The organism is Deltaproteobacteria bacterium, assembly GCA_026712905.1.
Lineage (GTDB): Bacteria > Desulfobacterota > Binatia > UBA9968 > JAJDTQ01 > JAJDTQ01.
Genome location: JAPOPM010000081.1, coordinates 15,394 through 38,477 on the forward strand (window position 1 = coordinate 15,394; position 23,084 = coordinate 38,477).

A 23,084-nucleotide genomic window follows, 5' to 3' on the forward strand; every position below is an offset into this window, starting at 1 on the left:
GAAGCTTGCCCTCGACCCCGATCGGGGGCGGGAATCCATGCGAGGGTGGTGGGGGAACGCCCCTGTAGTGCCCCGCCACCCCTGGATTCCCGCTTCCGCGGGAATGACGACTTGGGGTCGTGGTGCCGTTTCGTAGCCCAGCGGAGTCTCGACACACCCTGTGCCGCGGGTATGACGTAGGGAACGCACGAGGGAAATACCATGCCCGTTGAAGTCATCTGTATCGACCACATCTTCATCCCTGTTCGGGATCTGGCCGCGGCCGAGGCGTTCTACGACAAGGTCATGCCGGTTCTGGGCTTCCGCAAGGGCAGAGCTTCCGACAAGGTGTCGCCGCGGGCGCGCTACGACAACCGGCACCTGACGTACTGGATCGTGGCGCGGGACAGCGCTTCGGTGGAGCCGGGCGCGAGTCAGGGCGCACCGTCACACCTGTGCTTCCGCGTGGTGGACGAAGAGGCCGTGGACCGGGCTTGCCAAGAGCTCCGCGCGGTCGGCATCGACGCCACCGAGCCGCAAGCCTACACGCAGTACTCACCAGACTACTACGCAACCTTCTTCTCCGACCCCGACGGCCTTCTGTTGGAGGTAATCAACTTCAACGGGCGCCGGCAGCGGCGCATGTTCGATTGGGACACTCATCAAGCTTGAGGGGGCGCGTCGCCGAGATAGTCATCGACGAAGCGCGACGGAGAGAGAAGCGCACCATCACCTCAACGCGCCGCGAATGAACGAACAGCCAGCATCGAATTGAAGAAAAAGCTGACAGTTGTGACCGGCGAGCTCCTCGACGACGTTCTGATCGTCGAAGTCCGTGGCGTTTCGGTTCAGGAAGCAATTCTCCGATGCATGAACTCGCTTGAGGTGAGTAAGAACGGATGAGTAGACTATCGCATCCTGCGCCGACAAGCCATGCGTACGCTGATACTGCGTTGCGGCAGCCAACACGGATGTACCAAGCGGCACAACCTCGGCCACGTCAATGAGCCGAGAGCGCACGCTCTCAAGACGCTGGGATTCTTGCTGCGCAGCGCTGATCAGTAGCGTTGTGAGATCCCTGAACCCGGCGAGCTGTTCTGAGAGTGATGCAGTCCGAGAAAGCTGACGGAATTCGGCATCCAGCTCTTGCTTCATTCGTCGCCGTTGTTTGTGGCGCCGAGTAAGTGTTTCGTAGGGTTCCGCCAGAGAATAGGCCGGTATGACAAGCCGTATGCGACTCGCTTCGCAAAGCTGCAGAATTTCCTCACAACTAGCGTATTGCTCCTGTATCAGGGCGAGTTCAAGCACAAAGTTGGACTCGACGTAGACGTTCACGCCACCGCTTCATACTCGACGCGACCACCCTGTATGGCGGTGCGAAACCCCGACTCGGCGAGCCAGCCATGGTCGTCGGGATATCTGTCAGTGTTCCTTACTGGCCGAATGATATCACCTAGCCATGCCGCTACGAGCAATTCGAAGGCGTGACTGGTCACTTGCAGGGGGTCCACCTTGGCGCTCTCGAAATAGGGAGCAAGTTCTTGCCGCGTGTCCGTTTCAAGGGTCGGCAGAACCACTTGACCCGTGTCCGCCTCAGTGCCCTTCCAAAGATACAGACGGTCTGGCGTGATGAGCAAAAAGAAATCAGCGTTGTATGGGCCGCCGTGCGCGAGGATGTTTCGTCGCGTTTGGGCTGCCCATTCCCGTGAAGTTCCGAGCTTGTTCTTCAACTCCACGACCGCAGCCAACCGGCCACTATGGTCGTATAATGCGAAATCCGCGGTAGTGAACATAAGCCTGCACCGATCAATGAGTGTTGCATGAAAGTATGGTCCCGGATGCGCGGAGTTGTCAACACGCCTCGGCTGATGGTCGGCATCCGGGGTTCGCCATCGGAGCTGACGGTCTGCCGGCGCCGTCCTCCCAGGCAAACACGCTGCACTCACCCCCTCGCGTTGGCAAAGCCGAGCCCCCTGAGCTAGTGAGATCGTATGAAAGCCGTACGGATACATGAGTTTGGGGGGCTCGACAGCCTGCGGGTCGAGGCCGCACCGCGGCCGGAGCCCGGGGCCGGGGAGGTGCTCGTACGAATACACGCCGCGGGCATCAACCCGGTGGACTGGAAGACCTGCGCGGGCGAGGGCGTGGCGTCGCGGCTCGACGACCCGTTCCCGTTTATTCCGGGGTGGGACGTCTCGGGTGTGGTGGAGGCGCTGGGGGCGGACATCGCGGACTTCCGGGTCGGAGACGCGGTGTGCGGCATGGTGCGCTGGCCCTGGCGTGGCGGCGGCTACGCCGAATACGTGGCCGCGCCGAGCGCGGAACTGGTCGCCAAGCCCGACACAATGGACGATGCGCAGGCGGCGGGGTTGCCGCTGGCGGCGCTGACCGCGTGGCAGGCGCTATTCGACATAGCGGACGTCCAGGCCGGACAGAAAGTGCTGATTCACGCGGCGGCGGGTGGCGTCGGCCACATCGCGATCCAGTTGGCCATGTGGAAGGGCGCGCACGTGGTCGGCACGGCGTCGGCGCGCAACGAGGCATTCCTGCGTGAGTTGGGCGTGGATGACGTCATCGACTACAACGCGACGCGCTTCGAGGAGGCGGTGTCCGGCGTGGACGTCGTGCTGGACGGTGTCGGCGGTGAGGTCCAGGAGCGCTCTTGGCCGGTTATCCGGCGTGGCGGCGTGCTCGCTTCGATTCGCGGGCGTCCCCGCGCGGAGGAAGCCGCGGCCCGCGGCGTGCGTGCGCAGCACGTGTCGGTCCACGCCGATGCGGCACAGCTCCTGGCCATCGCCGCCTTGGCGGCGGAGGGGCGACTCCAGGTGCACGTCGATGCGGCGTTCGCGCTGGACGAGGTGCGCAAGGCGCACGAGGTAAGCAAGACCGGGCACGCGCGGGGCAAACTGGTCCTGCGGACGGGGTGACGCGATTCGGACGTGATCATTGCCGCACGAGGCCATTGGGTCCGTTTTGGGGTGGCTTCGCGGCTCTCGCCTCGCCCTTGCGTGCGCCGGGGCTTTGGTGCATGGTCGCATTTTGGTGCCTGCATCGCACAACGGCAGAACAGTAATTTCGCCAAAGGGAGGGACGTCGTCATGGCGACACGAATCAAGCATCTGGCCATCGTGAGCGAGAACTACGCCATCGAGGAGAAGTTCTACCAAGCGGTGTTCGGCATGAAGACCGCCGAGCGCGCACGCATCGAGAGCGCATCGGTGGTGAGCGACGGCTACGTGGGCATCAACATCAACCCGCGCCGGCCCGGACGCCAGGGCGGCTTCGACCACTTCGGCTTCGAGGTGGACGACGTCGAGGGGGTAGCCGCGCGCATGGGCGAGAAGTATCCGGAGGTGCACATTCTCAAGCGGCCGAGCAACCGCCCGTTCGCCGGCCTGAGCACGCATGACCCCGCGGGGAACGTGTTCGACCTTTCCCAGGAAGGGATGGAGAACCGCACCGACGTGTACGTCGACGGCCAGCACGAGGCCGACCGCTACGTCAAGCACTTCGTGCTGCGCGCGGTGGAACCGGAGCGGGTGGCGCAGTTCTACCGGGACATTTTCGACCTGGTGGAAACCGAGAAGCCCGCGGACGATCCCAACTGCTACCTGACGGACGGACGGGTCACGCTGATCATCTCGCCGTGGAAGATCTCCGACTACGCCGGCGCCGGCATCGAGCGCCCGGCGCTGGACCACATCGGCTTCAAGGTGGAGAGCGTGCAGGCGGTCAAGGACCGGCTTGAGGCACTGTCCAAGCGCAACCCCTACCTGAGCCCCGGCCCGGTGGGCGCGGGACCGGAGGCGGAAGCGCGGCTCGCGCTGTTCGCCAAGTGCAAGTTCGGCGAGTATCAGCTCGCGGATCCCGACGGCGTGATGATCGACATCAGCGAGCACTGACGCGAACCAGGTATCAGCCATCGTTCCTCATACAAGAACCTACCCATCTTCCCATTGCTGCTGAAGGACAAGAAGATCAGCAAGCTCGCCATGGCGGCGTACCAATCGCAGATGGGGCCTTCCACTATCGACAAGTGGCATTGCGCATCGAGCCTGCGCAAAATATACAAGGTGCCCGAACGCTGAATCACGGAAAGAGGCGCCAGCGCCATTTCGCGTTCAAGCGGTGGCTTCCACGTCACCCTGCCGCTCTTCACCGCGGGCTACGCCTTCGCCTACGGCGCCCGCTGGCGCGTCGCGCTTCTCCTGGGCGCGTTGGCCGAAGGCTACCTCTATCTGGTATTCGATGAGTTATTGCACGTGTTGTGGCCCGAGCCGCTGCTGATTTCGAGCTGGAGTTGAGGGACGCGGACGACCCGTTCGCAGGCCCTCGCGCTTGGTAACCGCAACGGTTGCAGGTCACGGACCCGGAAGGAACGTCCGCCGGATGGCTAAAGCGAACAGAAAACGACCGCCCACGCGCAAGCGGAAGCCCCAGGGACGGCGCGGATGGCTGCTGATCCCGGTGATCATCCTGGCGGTGATGCTGGGATGGCTCTACCGGCACGAGATCGTCAATCTCGTGAGTTTCCGGTTCGAGGGGATCGACTTCTCACGCCGGCCGGCGGAAAACGCTCGGAGCGGCCAGGGCGGAGACGGGATAACGGAGGGGGAACGGAAGGAGTTGGAGAAGATTCTCCAGAGTCAATGAACCCGGGAATCCCCTCCCCTCCCGATCCGTGCGGCGCGAGTGTCCTGTCGGATTGCTAGAGCCCCGACGGCAGGTTGTAGAAGCGTTCCGCGTTGCGCGCCAACACCGCGGCCTTGTCATCCTCGCTCAACTCATCGCTGTCCATCACCTCGCCCAGCTCTTCCTTGCAGAACTCGTTGTTGACCTCGTGGGGGAAGTCCGAGGAGTAGACCCACGGCTTGTTCCCAATCGTGCGGATGGCATGGGCCAGGTCGGGCTCGTGGCCCTCGCAGCCTACGAAGATCCGGCCCTCGTCGATGTGCCGCTTCACGTAATCGCTCACCGCCTCGCCGTCCCGAAGCTGCAGGAACTCGCTCCGGGGATCGTGCTGGATGTGGGTCTCGTAGGAACGGTCGAAGCGTTCCAGGCACATCAGCAGCCACGCCACGCCGCCTTCCAGGAAGCCGATGCGCACGTTGGGGTAGCGGTCGAAGATGCCGTTGAAGACGATGCCGCCCATGGAGATCATCTGCCCGAACGGATGGCCGAGGGCGTGCACCGGAGCGTACGGATGCAGGTCGTCCATGCCGAGGTTCTCGTGCGCGCCGCCGTGGATGCCGAGGCAGCAGCCGAGGCGGTTCGCCTCCTCGTAGATGGGCCAGTAGTACTTGTGGCCGAGGTGCAACTGGATGCCGGTCGACGGCAGCATGGCGCCGCACATGCCCAGCTCCTCCACCGCCCGGCGCAGTTCCTTCACCGCCTCCGCCGGCTCCTGCAGCGGTATCAGGGCCACCGCCTGGAAGCGCGGGCTCTTCTGTACGTAGTTCTCGGCGATCCAGTCGTTGTAGGCGCGCGCCAAGTCGATGGCCCAGTCCTGGGCCACCACCTTGCCGTAGGAAAGTCCCACCGTGGGATAGAGCACGGTCCGGTCAATGCCCACGTCCTCCAGGAACTCCACCCAGCCGTCGTAACCCACCTGCTGAAACGAGCCCTCCGGGAGCTTGTGCGCGTTGGCCGAATGCAAGTGGTCCAGCGGCGGGAACGGGTTGGACCAGCGCATCTGCTCCTGCACTTCCCGAGGAAAGCGGCTGGTGATGGCCTCCATGTCCTCCACCACGTGCCCGTCGCCGTCGATGATCTGATATTTGTTCGCCATGGGAACCTCCTGGTCGGCTCTTGTGTAAGGTTGTGCGCAAGGAACGCGGCGCCGATCTGTTGAACCGTGTCGCGCCGGATGATTCGGGTATTAACCCGCCCCATGGGAGCTTGTCAACAAACGTCATGCGGATCGCGTCTCACGTCGCGTGGTCCGAATCTTGCGCGCCCGGTCACGTCGCGCTAAACGGTTGAAGCCATGAGCTGGCTCAACCTCGGCTCCCTCGGGGGCCTGATCGCATTGGCCTTCCTGGCCTGGGCGGCGGGCGGCTTCCGGAGACCCCTCCCCTGGCGTACGGTGCTCACGGCCGGCGGCCTGATGCTGGTGCTGGGCGCGGCGGTCTTCTGGATCCCGTGGACCCACACGGCCCTCATATGGATCAACGACACCGTCATCACGATTCTGCGGGCGGGCAACGAGGGCGCGCGCTTCCTCTTCGGCCCGCTGGCGCTCAACCCGGGCGAGACCACCGCGGGCGGGTCGGCGTCCATCGGCTTCATCCTGGCGGCGCAGGTGTTCCCGGCGGTGGTGTTCTTCGCCTCGCTCATGGCGGCGCTCTATCACCTGCGCATCCTGCAACCGGTGGTGAAGCTTTTCGCAATCCTCTTTCACCGCACCATGGGGCTCTCCGGCGCGGAGTCGCTGGCGGGCTCCTCCAACATCTTCATCGGCGTCGAGTCGGCCATGACGGTGCGCCCCTATCTCGACCGCATGACCCGCTCCGAGCTGCTCACGCTCGTCACCTGCGGCATGGCCACGGTGGCGTCCACCACCCTGGCGCTCTACGTGCTGTTCCTGAAGGACAGCTTCCCGCTCATCGCCGGACACCTCGTGTCCGCCTCGCTCATGTCCATCCCGGCCGCGGCGCTGGTGTCCAAGCTGATCTTGCCCGAAACGGAGACACCGGACACGCTCGGAGGCGTGCCGCCCATGGCCGAGAGCGGGCGCAAGCAGAACACCATGGCCGCGCTGATGGACGGCTCCTGGGAAGGCCTCAAGCTGGCGGCGGGCATCGGCACCCTGCTCGTGGCCATCCTGGGCTTCGTCGCCCTCGTCGACTACGGCCTGCTCAAGGTGACCGCGCCGTTGAGCGACATCCTCGCCGGACCCGTGGACCTGCGGCGCATCCTCGGCTGGATCTTCACGCCGCTGGCGTGGCTCCTGGGCCTTGCGGAGAGCGATCTCACGGCCGCCGGCCGCCTGCTCGGCGGGCGCGCCATCCTCACCGAGGTCGTCGCCTACCAGGAACTGGGCAGGCTCGGAGCCGAGGGCGCGATCTCGCCCCGCGGCATCCTGGTCCTGTCGTATACCCTGTGCGGCTTCGCCCACGTCGCCTCGCTTGGCATTTTCATCGGCGGCATCGGCGCCCTGGCGCCGGCGCGCCGCGGCGACCTGTCCGCCGTGGGCATCCGCGCCCTGGTGGGCGCCACCCTCGCGACCCTCATGACCGGCGCGGTCGCGGGCTTCTACTACTACGGGCAGCAAGGGCTGCTGGGCGTATGAAACGGAGGCAAACGTATGAGTGCTGAAAACGGCGCATGGGCGCCCCCCGACTCCATCCCCCGTCCCGAAGTGGTCAAGCTCTCCCGCGAGACCCTCGACCTGCCCGACATCCCGGTGGGGAACCGCGAGGACATCTTTCGCATCCGCGCCCTGGACATGGACTGGGACATCGGCACCATGACCTACGCGCCGGAGGACCCCGCCCGTATCCCCAAGGCCCCGGACGGCAGGCGCGCCGGCATCTTCCTGCTGCACGGCGGCACCTCGGACTACAAGTCGCTGGAGCCGGTGGCGCGCATGCTGGCGACGAAGTTCGGCTTCAAGGTCACGCTCATGACCTTTCCCGGGCGGCTCTACCTGCTGGACCCCTCCAGGGACTGGCCCGGCGATACCATCGAACCCGACGGCACCGGCCGGACGCCGCTCTGGACCAAGGAAACGCGCATCACCCGCGACCAATACGACGTGGCGCGCGACGATGCCCGGCGCGAGAGCTACGGCACGGTCATCTCGCTGGTGGCGCGGGAAGGCACCGAGTTCTACCACCGCATGGCGGCGTGGCCCGTGGCCTTCGAGGAGGCCCTGCGCGAGAGCTGCCGGCGCGAGTTCGACCCGTCCGAGTACGCCCTCTACGTCCACGGCCACTCCACCGGCGGACCGTTCGCCATGATCGCCGCCCAACGGGTGGCCAACGTCGACGGCGTGCTCGGCTACGGCTCCTCCACCTTCGCCTACATCTACACGGCCACCACCGGCGACCGCTGGGAGTTCCCCTTCAACCACCTGCGCCTGCGCACTTGGCGCGACACGGCGCGCTACCTCTACGAAGGCCTCAAGGACAAGGGCTACAGCCTGCCCATGCTCATGGAGCTCACCATGGAGAAGTGGGAGATGGGGAAGAAACGCACCAACTTCAAGGCCGAGGACTTCGTCCACAAGAACGGCGCCGGCGCGCTGGACCAGGCCGCCCGGGTCACCGCCCGGCGCCTGAAGATGAGCGGCACGGACGAGGAGCGCCTCGTCGCCCGCTACCTCGGCTACCTGCGGGAACTGTCCGGCCCCGATGCCAAGCCGGTGCCGCCCGTGCTCTCCCTTCACGGCCTGGACGACGACACCGTCACCCTCCGGCGCTGCTGCGACGCCCTGCCGCTCTACGCCGCCATGGACCCCGCCCCCAAGGTAGCCTGCGTCTCCCTGGGCGCCGGCATCCACACCTGGGGCCTCACCTACGACGATCTCCCGCGCGGCATCATCCCCCCGGTGTGCCGGCTGTGGCACGACGCCATCGTCGGCGGGTTCTTCGCGCGCTGAAGACACAGGCAGGCTGTGTCAAGACTCCGCTCGGATGAGGATTGGCATCCACGCCCCGATTCGTCATTCCCGCGAAACAGGCTGTGTCAAAACTGGTGAGGCACCGCCCCCTGATTAGAGGCAACAACCCCCGATTCGTCATTCCCGCGGAAGCGGGAATCCATGGGCGGTGGTGGGGCACTACAAAGGCGTTTCCCCGCCTCGCCGCCCCTGGATTCCCGCTTCCGCGGGAATGACGAATCGGGGGGCGGCGCCTCACCAGTTTTGACACAGCCTGTTTCGCGGGAATGACGGTTCCCAGGTACGGTAGTCATTTCGCGGTCGGTGAGTTAGGCTGGAAGCACAATGATCGGCGCGCGTACAGAGGCAGTGCACAAGCCGCCCTGGCTCAAGGTCCGGATCCCGTCCGGCGCCGAGTACAACCGCCTCAAGGACAACTTCCGTGGGCTCAAGCTGCACACGGTGTGCGAGGAGGCGCGCTGTCCCAACCTGGCCGAGTGCTGGCGTGCGGGAACGGCGACCATCATGATCCTCGGGGACGTGTGCACGCGCGGGTGCCGGTTCTGCGCAGTCAAAACGGCCAAGAACGGCGCGCCCGTGGACCCGGACGAGCCCAGGCGGGTGGCAGAGGCATTGGCACGCATGGAGTTGCGCTACGTGGTCCTCACCTCCGTGGACCGGGACGACCTCGATGATGGGGGCGCCGGCGTGTTCGCCGACACCATCCGGGAGACCCGGCAGCGGTGCCCGGAGCTGATCATCGAGGCGTTGATCCCGGATTTTCGCGGCGACGTCCGCGCGCTCGGGAAGGTCGTCGACGCCGCCCCCCAGGTCATCGGTCAGAACATCGAGACCGTCCAGCGCCTCACGCGCTACGCCCGGGACCGGCGCTGCGGCTACGAACAGACCCTGGACGTGCTCACGAACGTCAAGGCCCTGGACCGGCGCGTCTACACCAAGAGCGCCATCCTTCTCGGCATGGGCGAGACCCGCGACGAGGTCCTCGCCACCATGCGCGACCTACGCGCCCGCGGCGTCGACATCCTCACCTTGGGCCAGTACCTCCAGCCCACCCGCAAGCACCTGCCCGTGGCGGAGTTCGTGCACCCCGACCGTTTCCGGCACTACGAAGAGCAGGGGTTGGCGTTAGGTTTCCGCTACGTCGCCGCCGGCCCGATGGTACGCAGCTCCTACAAGGCCGCGGAGTTCTTCGTCGAGAAGATGCTCACCGCTGGACATTGAGGCGCCGGTGCGCCCCTCCCACGCTAGTTTCGCGGACGGATGGCCGGGCTCGGCGGAGCGCGACGACGGGGATCTCGCGCCGCGTGCCGGCGCGGTAGGTGCCGAAGCGAGGATTCGCCGCGACCACCCTGTCGTACAGCGTGTCGCGCTCATGTCCCCGGATCACATGGGCCTCGGCGGCGAAGCGCTCGCCGCCGGTCTCGACGACGACCCTCGGGTCGGCGGCGAGGTTCAGGTACCACGTGGGATGCCGGTCCTGGCCGTAGTTCGAAGCGACGACGACGAGGTCGCCGGTCTCATCGAAGCGGAAGTACAGTAGGGGCGACAAGCGCCGCTTGCCGCTCTTGCGCCCCATCGTGACGAGAATGAGGACTCCCGTGCCTTCCAGGCGACCCAGCACGCGGCCGCCCGAGAGGCGGAACAGGAAGGCGTGAACCGGGACGAACAACCACGCGATGAGGAGACGCTTCCAAGCTGGCATCGCCGGCTCTCCCGAAATGGGTTGGCTCATTGTATACGCCGAGCATGTAAACCACCCGCCAGTCTCACGTGACGGCCACCATGTGAGCCTTGAGCAGGGAGTGGCACGACGGGCAGTATAGCTTCTCGAACAGGTAACGGCCGTGAAGGTCGCTCATTAGCGGACCCGCTTCAGTGGGCGGACACGTGCATCTCTCGACAGCGCGGTCCGCTTTGTATGCGATCGGGACGCCGGCGGAGCCGCAACGCGAACATGGGCCGACACGGTTTCCGTCGGTACTGCCCGACTCCGGACCTGGCGCACTGGATGCGCTGTCCGGTGTTTGGTCTTGTTCGCGCGACGCGCCGTTCCCACCGCCCAAACGTCGGCGTAGCGCCTCGGTTGCCGCGTCATCCACTTCCCGTGTCTCGGGCTTGAACGCCACCCCGTAGATGTCCCGCGCCGCGTCTTCGGAGACCGCCCCGTCCACCACGTCCGCGCGTACCCGGTCCGGCTCGCGCGTCAGCGGATCGCCGTAGCCGCCGCCGCTGGCCACGCGCATGTAGAGCACGTCGCCGTCGTTAAAGTCGAAGTTGCAGTACGGGAGGACGCGTTCGGTTCCGCCCACCTCGTCCAGTTCCACGGCGTTCCGGTCGCGGTTCATGACCTCGCGCACGCGCGTGTTCTCCCGCAGGACGATGACGCTGGGCGCGCCGGGGTAGCCGCCGTACATGCCGTGGCCGGAGTTCCTGAGTCCGGCCACGCCGTAGGCCACGCCGCCGAGCCGCCCCTCGGGGGCGTCGTGCGGCGTGTGCGCGGTCTCCACCGCCAGGCCGCCGCGGAAGCGGCCCGGGCCGGCCGAATCGGTCGCGTGGCGGCGGAACAGGTACAGCACCGGGAAGTTCAGCTCGAACCATTCCGCGTTGGGGCAGTTCATGTAGTTGCCGCCGGAGTCGATGCCGTCGGCGTGGGCGCGGGCGCCGTTGCCGTCCATGGCGCCGTGGGCAAGATTGAAGACGCAGTAGCGGCCGGACTGGTTCAACCCCGAGTGCTTGCCGTTTCGGTGGCTGGCGTTGGGAGTGACGATCTCATCGCGCCAGTGTTCGTGGGTGCCGAGCATCTGCATCAGCACCGAACTGGCCAGGAACCCGACGCTGAAGCCACAGGAGGTGGTGTTGAGGGACACCGGACCCGGATAGGTGACGTTCACCAGCGTCCCTTCGGGAGCGATGACTTCCAGCGGCCGAATCACCCCGTGGTTCTTGGGAAGGTCGTGTACCAGCGTGGTCAGCACCGCGGCAAAGCAGAACCCGGCGGTGCCGTGGAACGGCAGGTTGACGCCGGTCACGGCCTGCGGGTCGGTGCCGGTGAAATCGAAGATGAGCCGGTCTTCGCGTTTGCGTAGCGCCACCTTCATGCGCCAAGTGTCCTGGGCCTCCAGCGCCAGCTCCTCCGTCCACTCGCCGTCCTCGAACGACGCGATGCGCTCCCGGAAGATCGCCTCGGTGTAGCGGATCATCTCGCCGGCCACCGCGTCGAGCAACGCGGCGCCGTAATGCGCGTACATCTCCCGCAGCCGCGCCTTTGCCACGTTGTTGGCGGCGATCTCGCACTTGAGGTCCAGCCCCACCATGCCCGGCTGGCGCGTCATGTTGGTGAGGGTGTCGAAGACATCCTGGCGCAGCACGCCGCGCTCCACCAGCTTGATGCCGGGCACGCGCAGCCCCTCGTGAAAGATCTCGGTGGCGTCGGGCGAGTCCCCGCCGGGAGACAGCGCGCCCACGTCGTTCACGTGCACGAAGGTGGCGCTCCAGGCCACCAGCCGCCCGCCATGGTGGATCGGCGAGACCACGTAGATGTCCGACTGGTGGATGGCGGCGAGATAGGGATCGTTCAGCAGGAAGACGTCGTCCTCGAAGATCTCGTCCGGCGGAAAGCGCTCGATGATGCGTCTCACCGCGTAGCTGGCGCACACCACGTGCTGTCCCAGGGTGGCCCCCGCCGAGAGGATGTCGCCGTCCGGACGGTAGAGGGATGCCATGTAGTCCCGTTGCTGGGTGGTGTTGACGGTACCGCCGGTGCGTTCCAGTGTAATGCCCATCTCGCGCGTGACCTGGTGAAGGCGGTGCGAGAGGATCTCGAAGGTGACGGGGTCGACGCCGTGTATGCGCGTGTCCATGGGAGTCCCTTCCTTCCTCATCCGCCGACAAGGAGCCGGATGTTGCGGTAGGCGTCCATCACCGCCCGGTCCGCCGGATTCACCACGATGGTGGTCACCGGGGTCTCGATAATGGCGGGGCCGGCCATCTCGTTTCCCGGCAGCAACGCGTCGAAGTCGTACACCGGGGTGTCCCGGGGTGCGTCGAACTCCTCGAAACAGACCTTGCGGCGGCCCTTGAGCGCACCGTCCGCGGCGGCCGACGACAGAGGGTACGACTGGACCCGCGGCTTGTCCAGCACGCCGGTTGCGGTGAGGCGGAAGTTCATGATCTCCTTCCCCGCCTCGCGGTAGCCGGAACCGGGGCCGTAGGTTCGTTCGTACAGGTCGTCGAAACGTTCGTACACCCCGTTCAACTCCTCCTCCGAAAGGGGCAGCGTGCCCTCGGGCATGACCACGTTCAATTCGTGCACCTGGTAGCGATAGCGCATGTCGAAGCTGCGCTCGATGCGCACGCCACCGCCCTCGAAACCGGCGCCGGCCAGATCGGCGCGGGCGCGTTGCACCAGTTCGTCGAAGGTTCGGTTGACGCGCTCGGGCTCCGCCGGCACCTGCATCCGGTCCGACTTGCCGTACTGGTAAACGACGTCCGAGCCGACCAACCCCGTGGCGCTGTGCACCGACGCCGTGAGCGGCACCACCACCTGCCTGATGCCCAGCTCCGCGGCGTAACGCGCCGCGTGCACCGGCCCGGCGCCGCCGAAGGCGAACAGCGTGAAGTCGCGCGGGTCGTAGCCCCGCTCCACCGTGGCACGGCGGATCAAGTCGCTCATGTGCGCGTTGATGATGCGGTAGATGCCGCCGGCCGCCGCCTCCACCGAGAGGCCCAGGGGTTGGGCGACCTTTTCCTCCACGGCGCGGCGCGCGCGTCCGGCGTCCAGCGACAGGCGCCCGCCCAGGAAGTAGTCGGGATTGAGGTAGCCCAGCACCAGGTCGGCGTCGGACACCGTGGGCTCGGCGCCGCCCAGGCCGTAACACGCGGGTCCCGGTTGGGCGCCGGCGCTCTCCGGCCCGACCTTGAGTAGTCCCGTCTTGGGATCGGTCCACGCGATGCTGCCGCCGCCCGCGCCGATGGACTCGACCCAGATCTTGGTGGCGTAGATCTGGTGGCGCAGCAGCACCGGCTTGTAGTCCTTCTCGATGACCCCGTCCCGGATGACGCTCACCTTGAACGTGGTGCCGCCCATGTCCGTGGCCAGGATGTCGGGCAGGTCCATGAGCCGGCCGAGCCAGGCGCTCCCCGTGACCCCGGCCGAGGGACCCGACTCGATGGTGCCGATGGCGTTCCGGGCGGTGGCTTCCACCCCCAGCACGCCGCCGTAGGACTGCATGATCAGAGGTTCGCCCGCCAGCCCGTGCTCCCGCAGCCGTCCGCCCAGGCGGTTGATGTAGGTGGAGATGCGCGGCCCTATGGAGGCGTTGAAGACTGTGGTGGCGGTGCGTTCGTACTCCCCCAGATAAGGCGCCACCTCGCTGGAGAGGCTGAGAAATATATCGGGGTGGCTCGCCCCGACGATGCCGGCGATGCCACGCTCGTGGAGGTCGTTGGCGACCGACCAGATGAGGCTCACCGCCACCGCCTCCACCCCGCTCGAAACCAGCTCGGCCACCACCTTCTCCACCTGCCTCGGATCCAGCCGCACCAACACCGCGCCCTTGTAGTCCACCCGCTCGTCCACCTCCTTGACCAGCGGCCCCGGCACCATGGGCGCGGGCTTGTCGAGCCTGGACAGATGAAAGATCTCCGACTCCGGGACCCCGTCCGTGAAACGCCCGCGCATGATGCGAAGAGTGTCGCCAAACCCCTTGGTGGTGATCAGGCCGGTACGCGCCCCGGATCCAGTGAGAAGCGCATTATCGCCGATGGTGCAGGCGTGGAAGAAAAGGCGGGCGGAGGCGAGCAGTTCGTCTTCGTCCTTGAACCCGAGGTTCCCGGCCGCATCGCGCACCGCGGCCAGCGCCCCCACCGAGTAGTCGTCCGGCGTGGAAAGCGCTTTCCCCACCGTCATGGTGCCGCCGGCATCCATGGCGACGCAGTCGGTGAAGGTGCCGCCGATGTCCACGCCGACCATGTAGCGACCTTGGGAATCACTCATAACTATAGGATATTATTGTTGTTTACACGGCCACAAACTGTGGATCGCTGAGGAGTCCCGATCCTCGTCGTAAGCATACTGTAAGCGGATTCATTCCAGTCTGCGCGCGTTCCAGCGCGGCTCTGTCGCCCAAGGCATCCAACACCGAACTACCCGCACGCCTTTGTGCCATCCCCCTTCCGTTCGACTACAACGCCCGAAGACCACACGCAAGCCCTTACGAACTGACACCTATAGAGTTTGCAGCCTGCTCCGGAGCGGATATACGGAAATATCGCTAACTTGTGAGTGAGAACGAATTGGGGGGCAGGTCAGGGGTAGCGACCCCGAGCGCCGACGGGCGCAGTTTGCTAAGTTCAGATTGGCGAGGGGGCCGTCAACTTCTTAAAGATACCGGCCCCCAAGAACAATCCCGCAGAGGGTGGTGACGTCGACCAACAGTCCCAGACAGCCACCGTGACGTCAAGGCCCTCTCCTTCCGTGGAGGTCTGATGAACTATGGCTGCTCGAAAGCATCTGTTGCTGGAATCGATAGAACTGACCCACATCAATAACCGACCACTACCTCAACCGGCCCTAGGCAAGGCCGTAGTTCGTTTACATCCGAGGCTGGGGTTCTCCCTTGATTTCGGTGCCTTGCCGACTCACGCTTTACCCTGGGGGAAGCTGTGCCGTATTAGGACAGCCGCGGGAGTCGAGGCGGAAGGATACTTCCAGTATAGTCTGAACGCTCCCTTCTATGCCCCGGCATCATTCGTTCTCAGAAAGGCTCCGCATATCGTGATGCCATCCGACGCGGAGATCAAAAAGCTGGAGTTCCGAATTGTCAATTTTCCCAGCTTCTTTGGCAGGGGAGCCAAGCATTCAACTCGTAAGGGGACAACGCATTTCTTCGGTGCGGCAACTGGAAGGTTCCGGGGTTTCCGATTCGACATCACGGAACGTTTTGGGTCCACTGGTGTCCGGTATCGACCTGCCCATGGTCATGCGCTGACTCACAACGGAGTGCTCCGACGGGATGACCGGAAGCCATTTTCTATTGAGGAGGCCAAGGAGAACATGCGGAGGCTACGAGCTTTCCTGTCATTCGCACGTGGAATGGCTTGCGACTTGATTCCGGTTCACGCGGTTACGGGAGAGGGCACGGCAGCATTCTCGTGGGGAACGAATTTCGTGGAGCCGGCAAAGCCTGCGGCAACGAGATGGTTCCCGATGAACAACGGCGGAGACGTGATTGCCGATTTGCTTGGCCCGTTCGACAACCTTTGGCAGCAATGGGGGGAGACGCTGCCCACCGTTGTCGACTGGTACACCAACGCCGCCACCAGCCCGGCACACGTGGGGGTGGTACTAACGCAAGCGGCTTGGGAAGCCATGGGGTATCAGATACTGGGAAAGAAAACCAAGGGATCCTCGGTGCTTCCCCTCACCCTCAAGAAACTCGGCATTGACGCGAGCATCCCGGCCACATGCGGGACTCTCCAACAGGCATTTCCCGGGAAGGACGGACCGACGGCCATTACTCAGCTCAGAAATGAACTGGTACACGCCAAAGCGAATCTCCCCAACATTCCCACATGGGCACACTTTGACGCGAGGAACCTCAGCCTTTGGTACGTCGAAATGATTCTGTTGAAGCATCTCCGGTTTTCCGGCCGATACTTCGACAGAATGCAGAACAATTACTTGGTATTGCCTTAGCCCACCTGAAAGCAGTACCGGTTTGACGACGACACACCGGTCCCGACGCGAGCGGAGAAAACAGCGGCGAAACCACTGCCTCGAGCCCCGTCGGCTTTCGCGGATGGCCGTGAAGCGGCGCGGACATCGAGCCGTGGGTGATAACCCTCCACCACGCATCGGGACTGGTGAGCCGTCATGGCCTACCGGTCGTTGTCTACATCCCGGGCGCTAAACATCTTCGAAAACGTACTTCCGGTTACCGTATAGCGCTCACCGTTCGACGATACCAGCACAATGACATCGCCCTGCGCATTGAACACAGCCTCTGGTGACGGAGTGGAAACGTCATCCTCGTCAGTCTCCCTCGCGTCTGCGTAGTTGCCGTCGACAGCCTCGCCGTTCCCGGTAATGAGCACAAAGCTCCGGGTATCCTGAAGCTGCTTGATGACAATCCGCCTCGGGAGTCGGTGTTTGTCGGTGAACTCAGAGGAAATGATCGAGACCTCGGGACGCAGTCTGCTGGGCCAATTCCGTACCGGTACTCGTGTCTGAACCGTGGTGGCTGACTTTCAGGACATCGATATCGTTGCCGCGTGGGATGGCACCCGAGGCTACGACAGCTTCTTCCGCAGTCGGTTTCTTCCGCTTCTTCTTTCATCTGCCAGAAGTTTGGTCGCCGGTAGTGTAGAACACGAACTCGCCCAGCCGGATGAGCAGCGCGATGCTGCCCGGATTCTCATCGAAGGACTCCGTCTTGCCTGCCGGGTCGAGGTCAAGGTCGTGCGCGGTCCCATCCGTGTCGCCGCGTACTGTGAGGTGGTCCCGGAAATCGAACGTGTTGCTAAGATTCAACACCGCCGGTTCTACGGGCCCGGCTTCGGGTCGCAACACATACTCAACGTCACTCATACGCTGGTCTCCCTAAAGCGTTTGTTCCTCGGATGATGCAGACTTCCCAGATGTAGATCCGGGACCCCTAATGTGGGTGGGGAACCCCCCAAGTAGCGCCCGAACGCGGTCTCCGTGCGCCCTGCCGCGAAAAGCCTCGTAAGGACGAGCGCCCCCATACGCCCGGTCCAAGTCCGCTGACGAATCCTACGGTGGCTATGAGCGGAGATGTGTCGCCGGATCGCCAGAAATAGAAGCAGGTAATACTTCCATGCACGCCTCGACGCCGAGCTTTGCGCAAGGTTGTGAGCATTCCGTCATCAAGAGAGGCACGGTCTGCGAGCCTTGCCGCGAGTAGCGTCCAGCCGTTCAGCGGTCCGCCTGTACCAAACCAACGGTCAGCCGCGTACCCGTCGCCTCCGCGTAGCGGCGCAAGGTAGTAAAGGACGGTGACACGCCGCCACCCTCCAGCCGCGCGATGGCGGACTGGGTCGTTCCGAGGCGCCGGGCGAGTTCTGCCTGCGTCAGCTTCGCCGCTATGCGCGCGCGAATCAATGCCTCGATCAGCTTGAACTCGTCATCGGCCCGCGCGTACTCTTCCCGGAATTCCGGATCTTCCATGAAGCGCTTCTTCAGGTCCTTCAATCTCGTCATGGCGTCACCTGCTTCATCCGTTCCCCGGCCGTCGCGAGCGCTTGCCGCGGTGTCCTCTGCGACTTCTTTGCGAAGACATGCAGGACCACTACCCGCCGCCGCACCGCCGTCACGTAGATCCCCCTAGCGATCCCTCCTTGAGCCTTGACCCGTAGTTCCCAAAGCTTGCCGTCTAGACGGCTTGACATGCGGCTCACCAAGTGTCTCCAGGCCGACGTTCTCTATCGTCTCCAGCAGCCGCACTAGCCGGGCACGCAACTTCACAGGCAGGGCTTCGATTTCGGCATCAACACCGGAGACGGTTTCGACCCTCCACGCCACCCCACCAATATAGCGCATTCGCTATGTTCTTTCAAGGGAGGATCGCCTCTCGGAAAACGTGTCAGACCTCATGGGTAGGCATCGTTCAGGAGCATCGCGGGCGGCCGCCAAGGCGGTCCCGCATCCTATTCAAACATGAGCCGTCCGGCCATAGCGGCTGCCGCTATCGCGCCCGCGCTACCTCGCAGAACGCCTCGTTGCAGCACGCGCCGTCCTCGATGTCGGTGCGGATATCGGCGTCGAGAAGCGCGTTGACGGTCTGGTCGGTCGGGCTGCCCGACAACCAGACGCCCTTCGGGGAGTAAAGGACACCCGGCAACACAGCATCGGTGATCTTCGCGACGAGACGGGTCTCGCCCCGTTCGTTGTAGACCCGCAGCATGTCGCCGTCCGCGATACCGCGGGGCTCGGCGTCCGAGGGGTTGATCTCGACTTCCTCCGGTCCGTCCGACTGCGCGCAGTGGCCGAACGTCGCGTTGGTCCGCTTTGCCGACGAGGGCGAGATGAGGGCGAGCGGCCAGTGGCGCGGGGGCGGCTGGTAGCGCGGCAGGCCGCAGCCGAACCGGTCATCGAGGTCGCGGCTGAACAGCTCGATTCGGCCCGAAGGGGTCGCTGGCCGCACGGTGGCGCACATGATCGGCTCGGAGCCTTCGGGGGTGGTCATGGCGAGCGCCGAATCCACCGGCAGCCGGCTCGGCCGGTATCCGCCGAGCCTCGGGTCGCCGTCCACGAACGCCGCATCCATCAACTCCTCGTCGGACTCGCGGAACATCGGGTCGTCGAAGCCGAACCGGGCGGCGAGGCGACGGAAGATCTCCGTGTTCGGTACGGATTCCCCCACCGGGGGAATGACCGCTTCCGCCCGCTGAAGATGCCGATGTCCGTAGGAGCCGTAGACGTCGGCGAACTCGAAGTGGCTCGAAGCCGGCAGGACCACGTCGCAGTATCGCATCGAGTCCGTCATCACCACGTCGGCGCCCGCGACGAACACGTCTTCGCGGGCAAGCGCCCGGCGCATGCGGTTCTGATCCGGATGGGTGGCGACCGGGTTGTGGTTGTAGACAAACAGCGCCCGGATCGGCGGGTCCAGGGCGTCGTCGAGCAGCAGGCGCGACACGTCCACGATGTTGATGGTCCGCGTGCCCTCGGGCACCAGGTCGGGGCGCTGCAAGCGGTCGGCGGCCCTCGGGTAGATGTGACCCGGCTTGGCGAACACGCCGGCGCCGAGCCGGCCGTGATTGCCGGTCAGCGCCTGTAGCGCCATGGCGGCGCGCAGACCGGAGCCGCCGCTCCGGCCGCGCTCGATGCCGTTGCCGACGGAGACCCCGACCGTCTTCGCTTCGCCGTACCAGTCCGCGAACACGTCGAAGACGTCGCGATCGACACCACAGATTTCAGCCACCATCTCCGGCGTATGCGCCCGGGCGTTGGCCATGTACGCGTCGTACCCGTCGACCCACCGGTCGATGAACGCGCGGTCGTGGGCACCCCGCCGTGCGAGCTCCGCCGCCAGCGCGAGGGCCAGCACCACGTCGGTGCCGGGGCGAACCTGGATGAACAGATCGGCCTGCTCGGCTATGCGCGTACGCTTCGGGTCGACGACGATCAGGCGGGCGCCGCCTCGCCTGCGAGCCGCCTGGATCTCCCTCGCGAGGTGCAGGTTGGACACCGTGACGTTGTTGCCCCACACCACGACGAGATCGGCGTGGCGGATCTGCTCGGGCGGCATCCCCGGCGCGCTACCGTAAAGGCTCGCGTAAGCGGAGCTGCGCACGATGCCGCAGAGCGGCCCGCGCGCGAGCAGGGACGCCCCGAGCCGGTGGAAGAACCGGCGGTCCATCGAACCGCCGGCAATCTCGCCATGAGGACCCGCATAGCTGAACGGCAACACCGTTTGCGGGCCGTGCCGTGCGATGGCCCGTGAGATCCCCGCGTGAATCAGGTCGAGAGCTTCCTGCCACGAGACGCGCGCGAATGCCCCTCCGCCACGTGGACCCTGGCGCTTCAGCGGGTGCGTGAGCCGCCCCGGGCCATGCACGAACTCGGGGTAGGAGCGCGCGACCTTGTTGCAGATCACCCCGGCCGTGTACGGATTGGCGTCCGAGCCGCGCACATCGAGGATGCGGATGCCGTCAGTGGTGACCGAGAGGCTGCAGGTGTCCGGGCAGTCGAGCGGACAGACGCTGGGCCGCTGGTGGCTGGCCTCAGTGGTGCTCACCTCGTGCCACCAAAGCCCGCGCCGAGGTCTTCCCGTACCAGTACGCCGCCCATTCCTTCGTGACCCGCGCCCAAGAACGCGCCGGTCACGGTGCCGTCATCACCGCCCGTGTCGATGAACGTGTTGCCGCGTACCTGGATGGCGTAACTCAGGTCGCCATCGTGCCACGTGCTGCCGGAACCCACTGCTCCGGGTGGCTGTCCGGCCGCCCAATGCTCAAGGGCCGTGAAGTCCGCCGTCCCGGACAGCGTGGCCAGATCGACGGTCAAATGGGCGGCGCCCGCCACGGCCTCAGCCGCCGGGGTGAGCCCCAGCAAACGCCCGCTCCAGGCAACACTGCCGGACAGCGCACGGTTGTCCGCCAGGTTCGAAGACGGAAGCGGGCCCATTGCCCACGGCTGCGACAAGCCGTTCCTCAAGGCGGCGCCGAAGGTGATCTCGTCGCCGGAAAGGTCGATGGCGCCGTGCACGTGGAGCGAGGTATCCAACCACGGCCCCAATGCATCCGCGAGGCGGTCCGGCGTGACGCCCGATTCCAGCCGGCCGTAGACCGCGAGCAGCGCCTCGCGATCGAGCGGATGGAGGATGTGCTCGGACAACTCCGCGCTGCCTCCCGCCACCATGAGCGTCATCGGAAACCGTTCGGGGTCCACGTGGCCGCGACCGAGGAGGTGGATAATCTCGTGAGCCAGCACACCCAGCCGCTCCAGGCCCGTGGTCCGCGCGGGGTCCACCCAGACCTGGCCGTCGACGATCTCAATCTTGAACGGCGCCATAGGGTCGCCGGTGGGTACTGTGGTGTAACTGGCCACGGCCAACCCGATGTCCTCGCCCCCGGGAGGGGCCACATCCGGTGGCCAGTCGCTCTCGGCCGCGAACGTGACGCGAATCTCGCCTTCCGGGGGATCGACGATGTCACCGAGCGCCGGCTCCGTATCGAATCCCAACTGCCAGTCCCGCGGCAGGGCGGCGTTGATGGCCTGCACCACGCGCACCGTCTCGTCCACCAGTTCCGGCGGGGTGTCCTCCGCCACGCGGACGGTGGGAGGCGTCGTCCCGAAACGGAAGACGAGACCATCGGGGAAGAGCGAATCCTCCATGCCATCGCCGTCAGCGCCGTCGTAGGAAGCCGCGTCGGCTTGAAGATAGGCAATCACTTCGGCGGCGCCGACCCCGTCGTGCACCGTCCCATGGGAAACCCGGGCTTCCCCGTGCGCGCCGGCCGCCCGTAGCGCGCCGGCCGGCGGGCCGACATCCGCGCCGACATGCAGCCGGCCATGCAGTTCGACGGTGGGGGCCTGGGATGCGTGACCGGGCGTTTGCAGCGGAAGCGTGGGAGGTTCCGGAACCTGCGGGGTTCCTCCTTCACCTCCGCATCCGACGAGTATCAAAACCGCAACGATGCCGAAGCAGATGCGCAGTGGCTTCCTAAAGCCTCTCCCATCGGAACCCATCCTCACCGCCTTCACCACGCTTTTTCCAAGACCGCCAGCACCTCCTCCGGATCCGTGACCGGTTTCGGATTGTAGATTATGTTCGGCGACACGATGACCTTCCGGGCAATCTCGGGGAGGTCCTCGCGCGGGATGCCCACGTCGCGCAGCCGGGACGGCAACTCCAGATCCCGCACCAGCCCGGCCACGGCGGCCTGGGCGTTCTCCGCCGCCTCTTCGTCCGTGGCGCCTTCTCCCCCCAGGGCCCGCCCGAGAGCCGCCTGGGCGGAGAGGCTGATGGAACGGTTGAACTCCATCACGTGGGGCAGGATGACGCAGGAGGTGTGGCCGTGGGAGACGCCGTAGGCGCCGAGCTGCCAGCCGATGACCTGCGACAGCCCCTTGTGCACGCCGCGTCCGTGGAAACCCACACCCACCAGCGCCACCTGGCACTGGGTGAAGGCCTCCAGGTCCTCGGGGTTGTCCTTGCAGCGCGGCAGGTAGCGGTGCAGCAGTTCGCCGGCCTTGAGGCACATGTTGTCCACCACGGGGTTGCGGTCCACGGTGTAGAGCTTCTCCACCACGTGCTCCATGGCCTTGATTCCGGTGGCGCACCACACGCCGGCCGGGGTGGACGAGGCGATGGCGGCGTCCAGGATCACCGCCTTGGGCACCAGGTCGGGATGGCGCACGTGGTCCTTGAACTTGCGCTCGGGCCGGTTGATGGTCACCGACCACGTGGCCTCCGAGGCCGACAGGGTGGTGGCGATGGCCACCTGGGGGATCGGCGCCCGCGGCAGCGCGGCCAGCCGCTGGTTGTCCGGCGAGGCGACGTAGTCGTCCAGTTCCTCGACCGTTTCCAGGCCCTGAGCGAGGATGAAGGCCACGGCCTTGCCCCAGTCCGCCACGCTGCCGCCGCCCGCGGTGATGATGACGTCGGGCTGAACTTCCCGGGCCTGCCGCGCCGTGTCGAAGCACAGCCAGTCGGGGGTGAACTCGCGGCTGTCGCTCCGGACCGCCACCAGGAGATTCCCCAACGCCTCCACGATCCGGTCCACCCAGGGGGTGCGCCTCTTGAGCGAACCGCTGGTCAGTAGCAGCGCCCTGCCGCAGCCCATCTCCTCCAGCAGACTTCGCAGGCGCTCATAAGACCCGGGACCCCAGATCACGTGGTCCGGTACCGCGGCGCGGTCGCGCCACTCTCCCTGGAGATCGTGTGCGGCGGTCGTCATGGATGTTTCTCCTCTCGGGGTTGGGATGGTGGCACGCCGAATTAACGGCGTCAAATCG

General features: G+C 65.5%; 20 protein-coding genes and 1 pseudogene. 9 read left to right on the forward strand and 12 right to left on the reverse strand.

Translation table 11 applies throughout. The annotated features are described in order from the left end of the window. The first annotated feature begins 201 nt into the window (after positions 1 to 201). Positions 202 to 651 (forward strand): VOC family protein, encoded by a 450-nt coding sequence (locus tag OXF11_06460; GenBank protein ID MCY4486745.1) that lies wholly within the window; start codon positions 202 to 204, stop codon positions 649 to 651. A 57-nt stretch (positions 652 to 708) separates the two neighbouring features. Here the strand turns inward: OXF11_06460 and OXF11_06465 are convergent, their stop codons facing one another. Then, entirely contained in the window at positions 709 to 1,314 is a 606-nt protein-coding gene (locus OXF11_06465; protein MCY4486746.1) for a PIN domain-containing protein, read from the reverse strand. After that, the gene (locus OXF11_06470) at positions 1,311 to 1,715 is read right to left on the reverse strand and encodes a hypothetical protein (protein MCY4486747.1); all 405 of its coding nucleotides are present in this window, start codon (positions 1,713 to 1,715) and stop codon (positions 1,311 to 1,313) included. Before OXF11_06470 ends, OXF11_06465 begins: the two co-directional genes overlap by 4 nt. Positions 1,716 to 1,970: 255 nt before the next feature. Between OXF11_06470 and OXF11_06475 the strand changes: the two genes are divergently transcribed. From OXF11_06475 to OXF11_06490, 4 genes are all read left to right on the forward strand, one after another. Then, entirely contained in the window at positions 1,971 to 2,906 is a 936-nt protein-coding gene (locus tag OXF11_06475; GenBank protein MCY4486748.1) for an NADP-dependent oxidoreductase, read from the forward strand. A gap of 171 nt (positions 2,907 to 3,077) precedes the next feature. Next, positions 3,078 to 3,881, forward strand: a complete 804-nt coding sequence (locus tag OXF11_06480; GenBank protein ID MCY4486749.1) for a VOC family protein — start codon at positions 3,078 to 3,080, stop codon at positions 3,879 to 3,881. A 54-nt stretch (positions 3,882 to 3,935) separates the two neighbouring features. Then, positions 3,936 to 4,067, forward strand: coding sequence for a hypothetical protein (locus OXF11_06485; GenBank protein ID MCY4486750.1), 132 nt, complete (start codon positions 3,936 to 3,938; stop codon positions 4,065 to 4,067). A 301-nt stretch (positions 4,068 to 4,368) separates the two neighbouring features. Next, entirely contained in the window at positions 4,369 to 4,632 is a 264-nt protein-coding gene (locus OXF11_06490; protein MCY4486751.1) for a hypothetical protein, read from the forward strand. A 55-nt stretch (positions 4,633 to 4,687) separates the two neighbouring features. Here the strand turns inward: OXF11_06490 and OXF11_06495 are convergent, their stop codons facing one another. Further along, entirely contained in the window at positions 4,688 to 5,767 is a 1,080-nt protein-coding gene (locus OXF11_06495; protein MCY4486752.1) for an amidohydrolase family protein, read from the reverse strand. A 198-nt stretch (positions 5,768 to 5,965) separates the two neighbouring features. Between OXF11_06495 and OXF11_06500 the strand changes: the two genes are divergently transcribed. From OXF11_06500 to lipA, 3 genes are all read left to right on the forward strand, one after another. After that, positions 5,966 to 7,270: a nucleoside permease nupX gene (locus tag OXF11_06500; GenBank protein MCY4486753.1), complete on the forward strand. Its 1,305-nt coding sequence runs from the start codon at positions 5,966 to 5,968 to the stop codon at positions 7,268 to 7,270. A gap of 15 nt (positions 7,271 to 7,285) precedes the next feature. Beyond that, a complete protein-coding gene (locus OXF11_06505) occupies positions 7,286 to 8,581 on the forward strand; it encodes a hypothetical protein (protein ID MCY4486754.1) in 1,296 nt (431 codons plus the stop codon). A 345-nt stretch (positions 8,582 to 8,926) separates the two neighbouring features. Beyond that, positions 8,927 to 9,823: a lipoyl synthase gene (gene lipA / locus OXF11_06510; GenBank protein ID MCY4486755.1), complete on the forward strand. Its 897-nt coding sequence runs from the start codon at positions 8,927 to 8,929 to the stop codon at positions 9,821 to 9,823. Here lipA and OXF11_06515 read toward each other — a convergent pair. The 3 genes from OXF11_06515 to OXF11_06525 form a co-directional block, all read right to left on the reverse strand. After that, positions 9,807 to 10,304, reverse strand: a complete 498-nt coding sequence (locus tag OXF11_06515; protein ID MCY4486756.1) for a nitroreductase/quinone reductase family protein — start codon at positions 10,302 to 10,304, stop codon at positions 9,807 to 9,809. The two genes, lipA and OXF11_06515, sit on opposite strands and share 17 nt — an antisense overlap. A gap of 64 nt (positions 10,305 to 10,368) precedes the next feature. After that, positions 10,369 to 12,462, reverse strand: a complete 2,094-nt coding sequence (locus OXF11_06520) for a hydantoinase B/oxoprolinase family protein (protein MCY4486757.1) — start codon at positions 12,460 to 12,462, stop codon at positions 10,369 to 10,371. A 17-nt stretch (positions 12,463 to 12,479) separates the two neighbouring features. After that, entirely contained in the window at positions 12,480 to 14,597 is a 2,118-nt protein-coding gene (locus OXF11_06525; GenBank protein MCY4486758.1) for a hydantoinase/oxoprolinase family protein, read from the reverse strand. Between the two features lie 498 nt (positions 14,598 to 15,095). On the opposite strand from OXF11_06525, the gene OXF11_06530 reads away from it, so the two are divergent. Next, entirely contained in the window at positions 15,096 to 16,298 is a 1,203-nt protein-coding gene (locus tag OXF11_06530) for a hypothetical protein (GenBank protein MCY4486759.1), read from the forward strand. A 636-nt stretch (positions 16,299 to 16,934) separates the two neighbouring features. Here OXF11_06530 and OXF11_06535 read toward each other — a convergent pair. From OXF11_06535 to OXF11_06560, 6 genes and pseudogenes are all read right to left on the reverse strand, one after another. Further along, positions 16,935 to 17,189, reverse strand: a complete 255-nt coding sequence (locus tag OXF11_06535) for a hypothetical protein (GenBank protein MCY4486760.1) — start codon at positions 17,187 to 17,189, stop codon at positions 16,935 to 16,937. A 348-nt stretch (positions 17,190 to 17,537) separates the two neighbouring features. Then, positions 17,538 to 17,822, reverse strand: coding sequence for a helix-turn-helix transcriptional regulator (locus tag OXF11_06540; protein ID MCY4486761.1), 285 nt, complete (start codon positions 17,820 to 17,822; stop codon positions 17,538 to 17,540). After that, positions 17,819 to 18,161: pseudogene (locus OXF11_06545) on the reverse strand (type II toxin-antitoxin system RelE/ParE family toxin). Before OXF11_06545 ends, OXF11_06540 begins: the two are co-directional and overlap by 4 nt. A gap of 145 nt (positions 18,162 to 18,306) precedes the next feature. Then, on the reverse strand, positions 18,307 to 20,361 hold the full coding sequence (locus OXF11_06550) for a molybdopterin-dependent oxidoreductase (protein MCY4486762.1): 2,055 nt from the start codon (positions 20,359 to 20,361) through the stop codon (positions 18,307 to 18,309). Then, positions 20,358 to 21,833, reverse strand: a complete 1,476-nt coding sequence (locus tag OXF11_06555) for a hypothetical protein (protein ID MCY4486763.1) — start codon at positions 21,831 to 21,833, stop codon at positions 20,358 to 20,360. Before OXF11_06555 ends, OXF11_06550 begins: the two co-directional genes overlap by 4 nt. Beyond that, positions 21,827 to 23,026: an iron-containing alcohol dehydrogenase gene (locus OXF11_06560; protein MCY4486764.1), complete on the reverse strand. Its 1,200-nt coding sequence runs from the start codon at positions 23,024 to 23,026 to the stop codon at positions 21,827 to 21,829. Before OXF11_06560 ends, OXF11_06555 begins: the two co-directional genes overlap by 7 nt. Between the last annotated feature and the right edge of the window lie 58 nt (positions 23,027 to 23,084).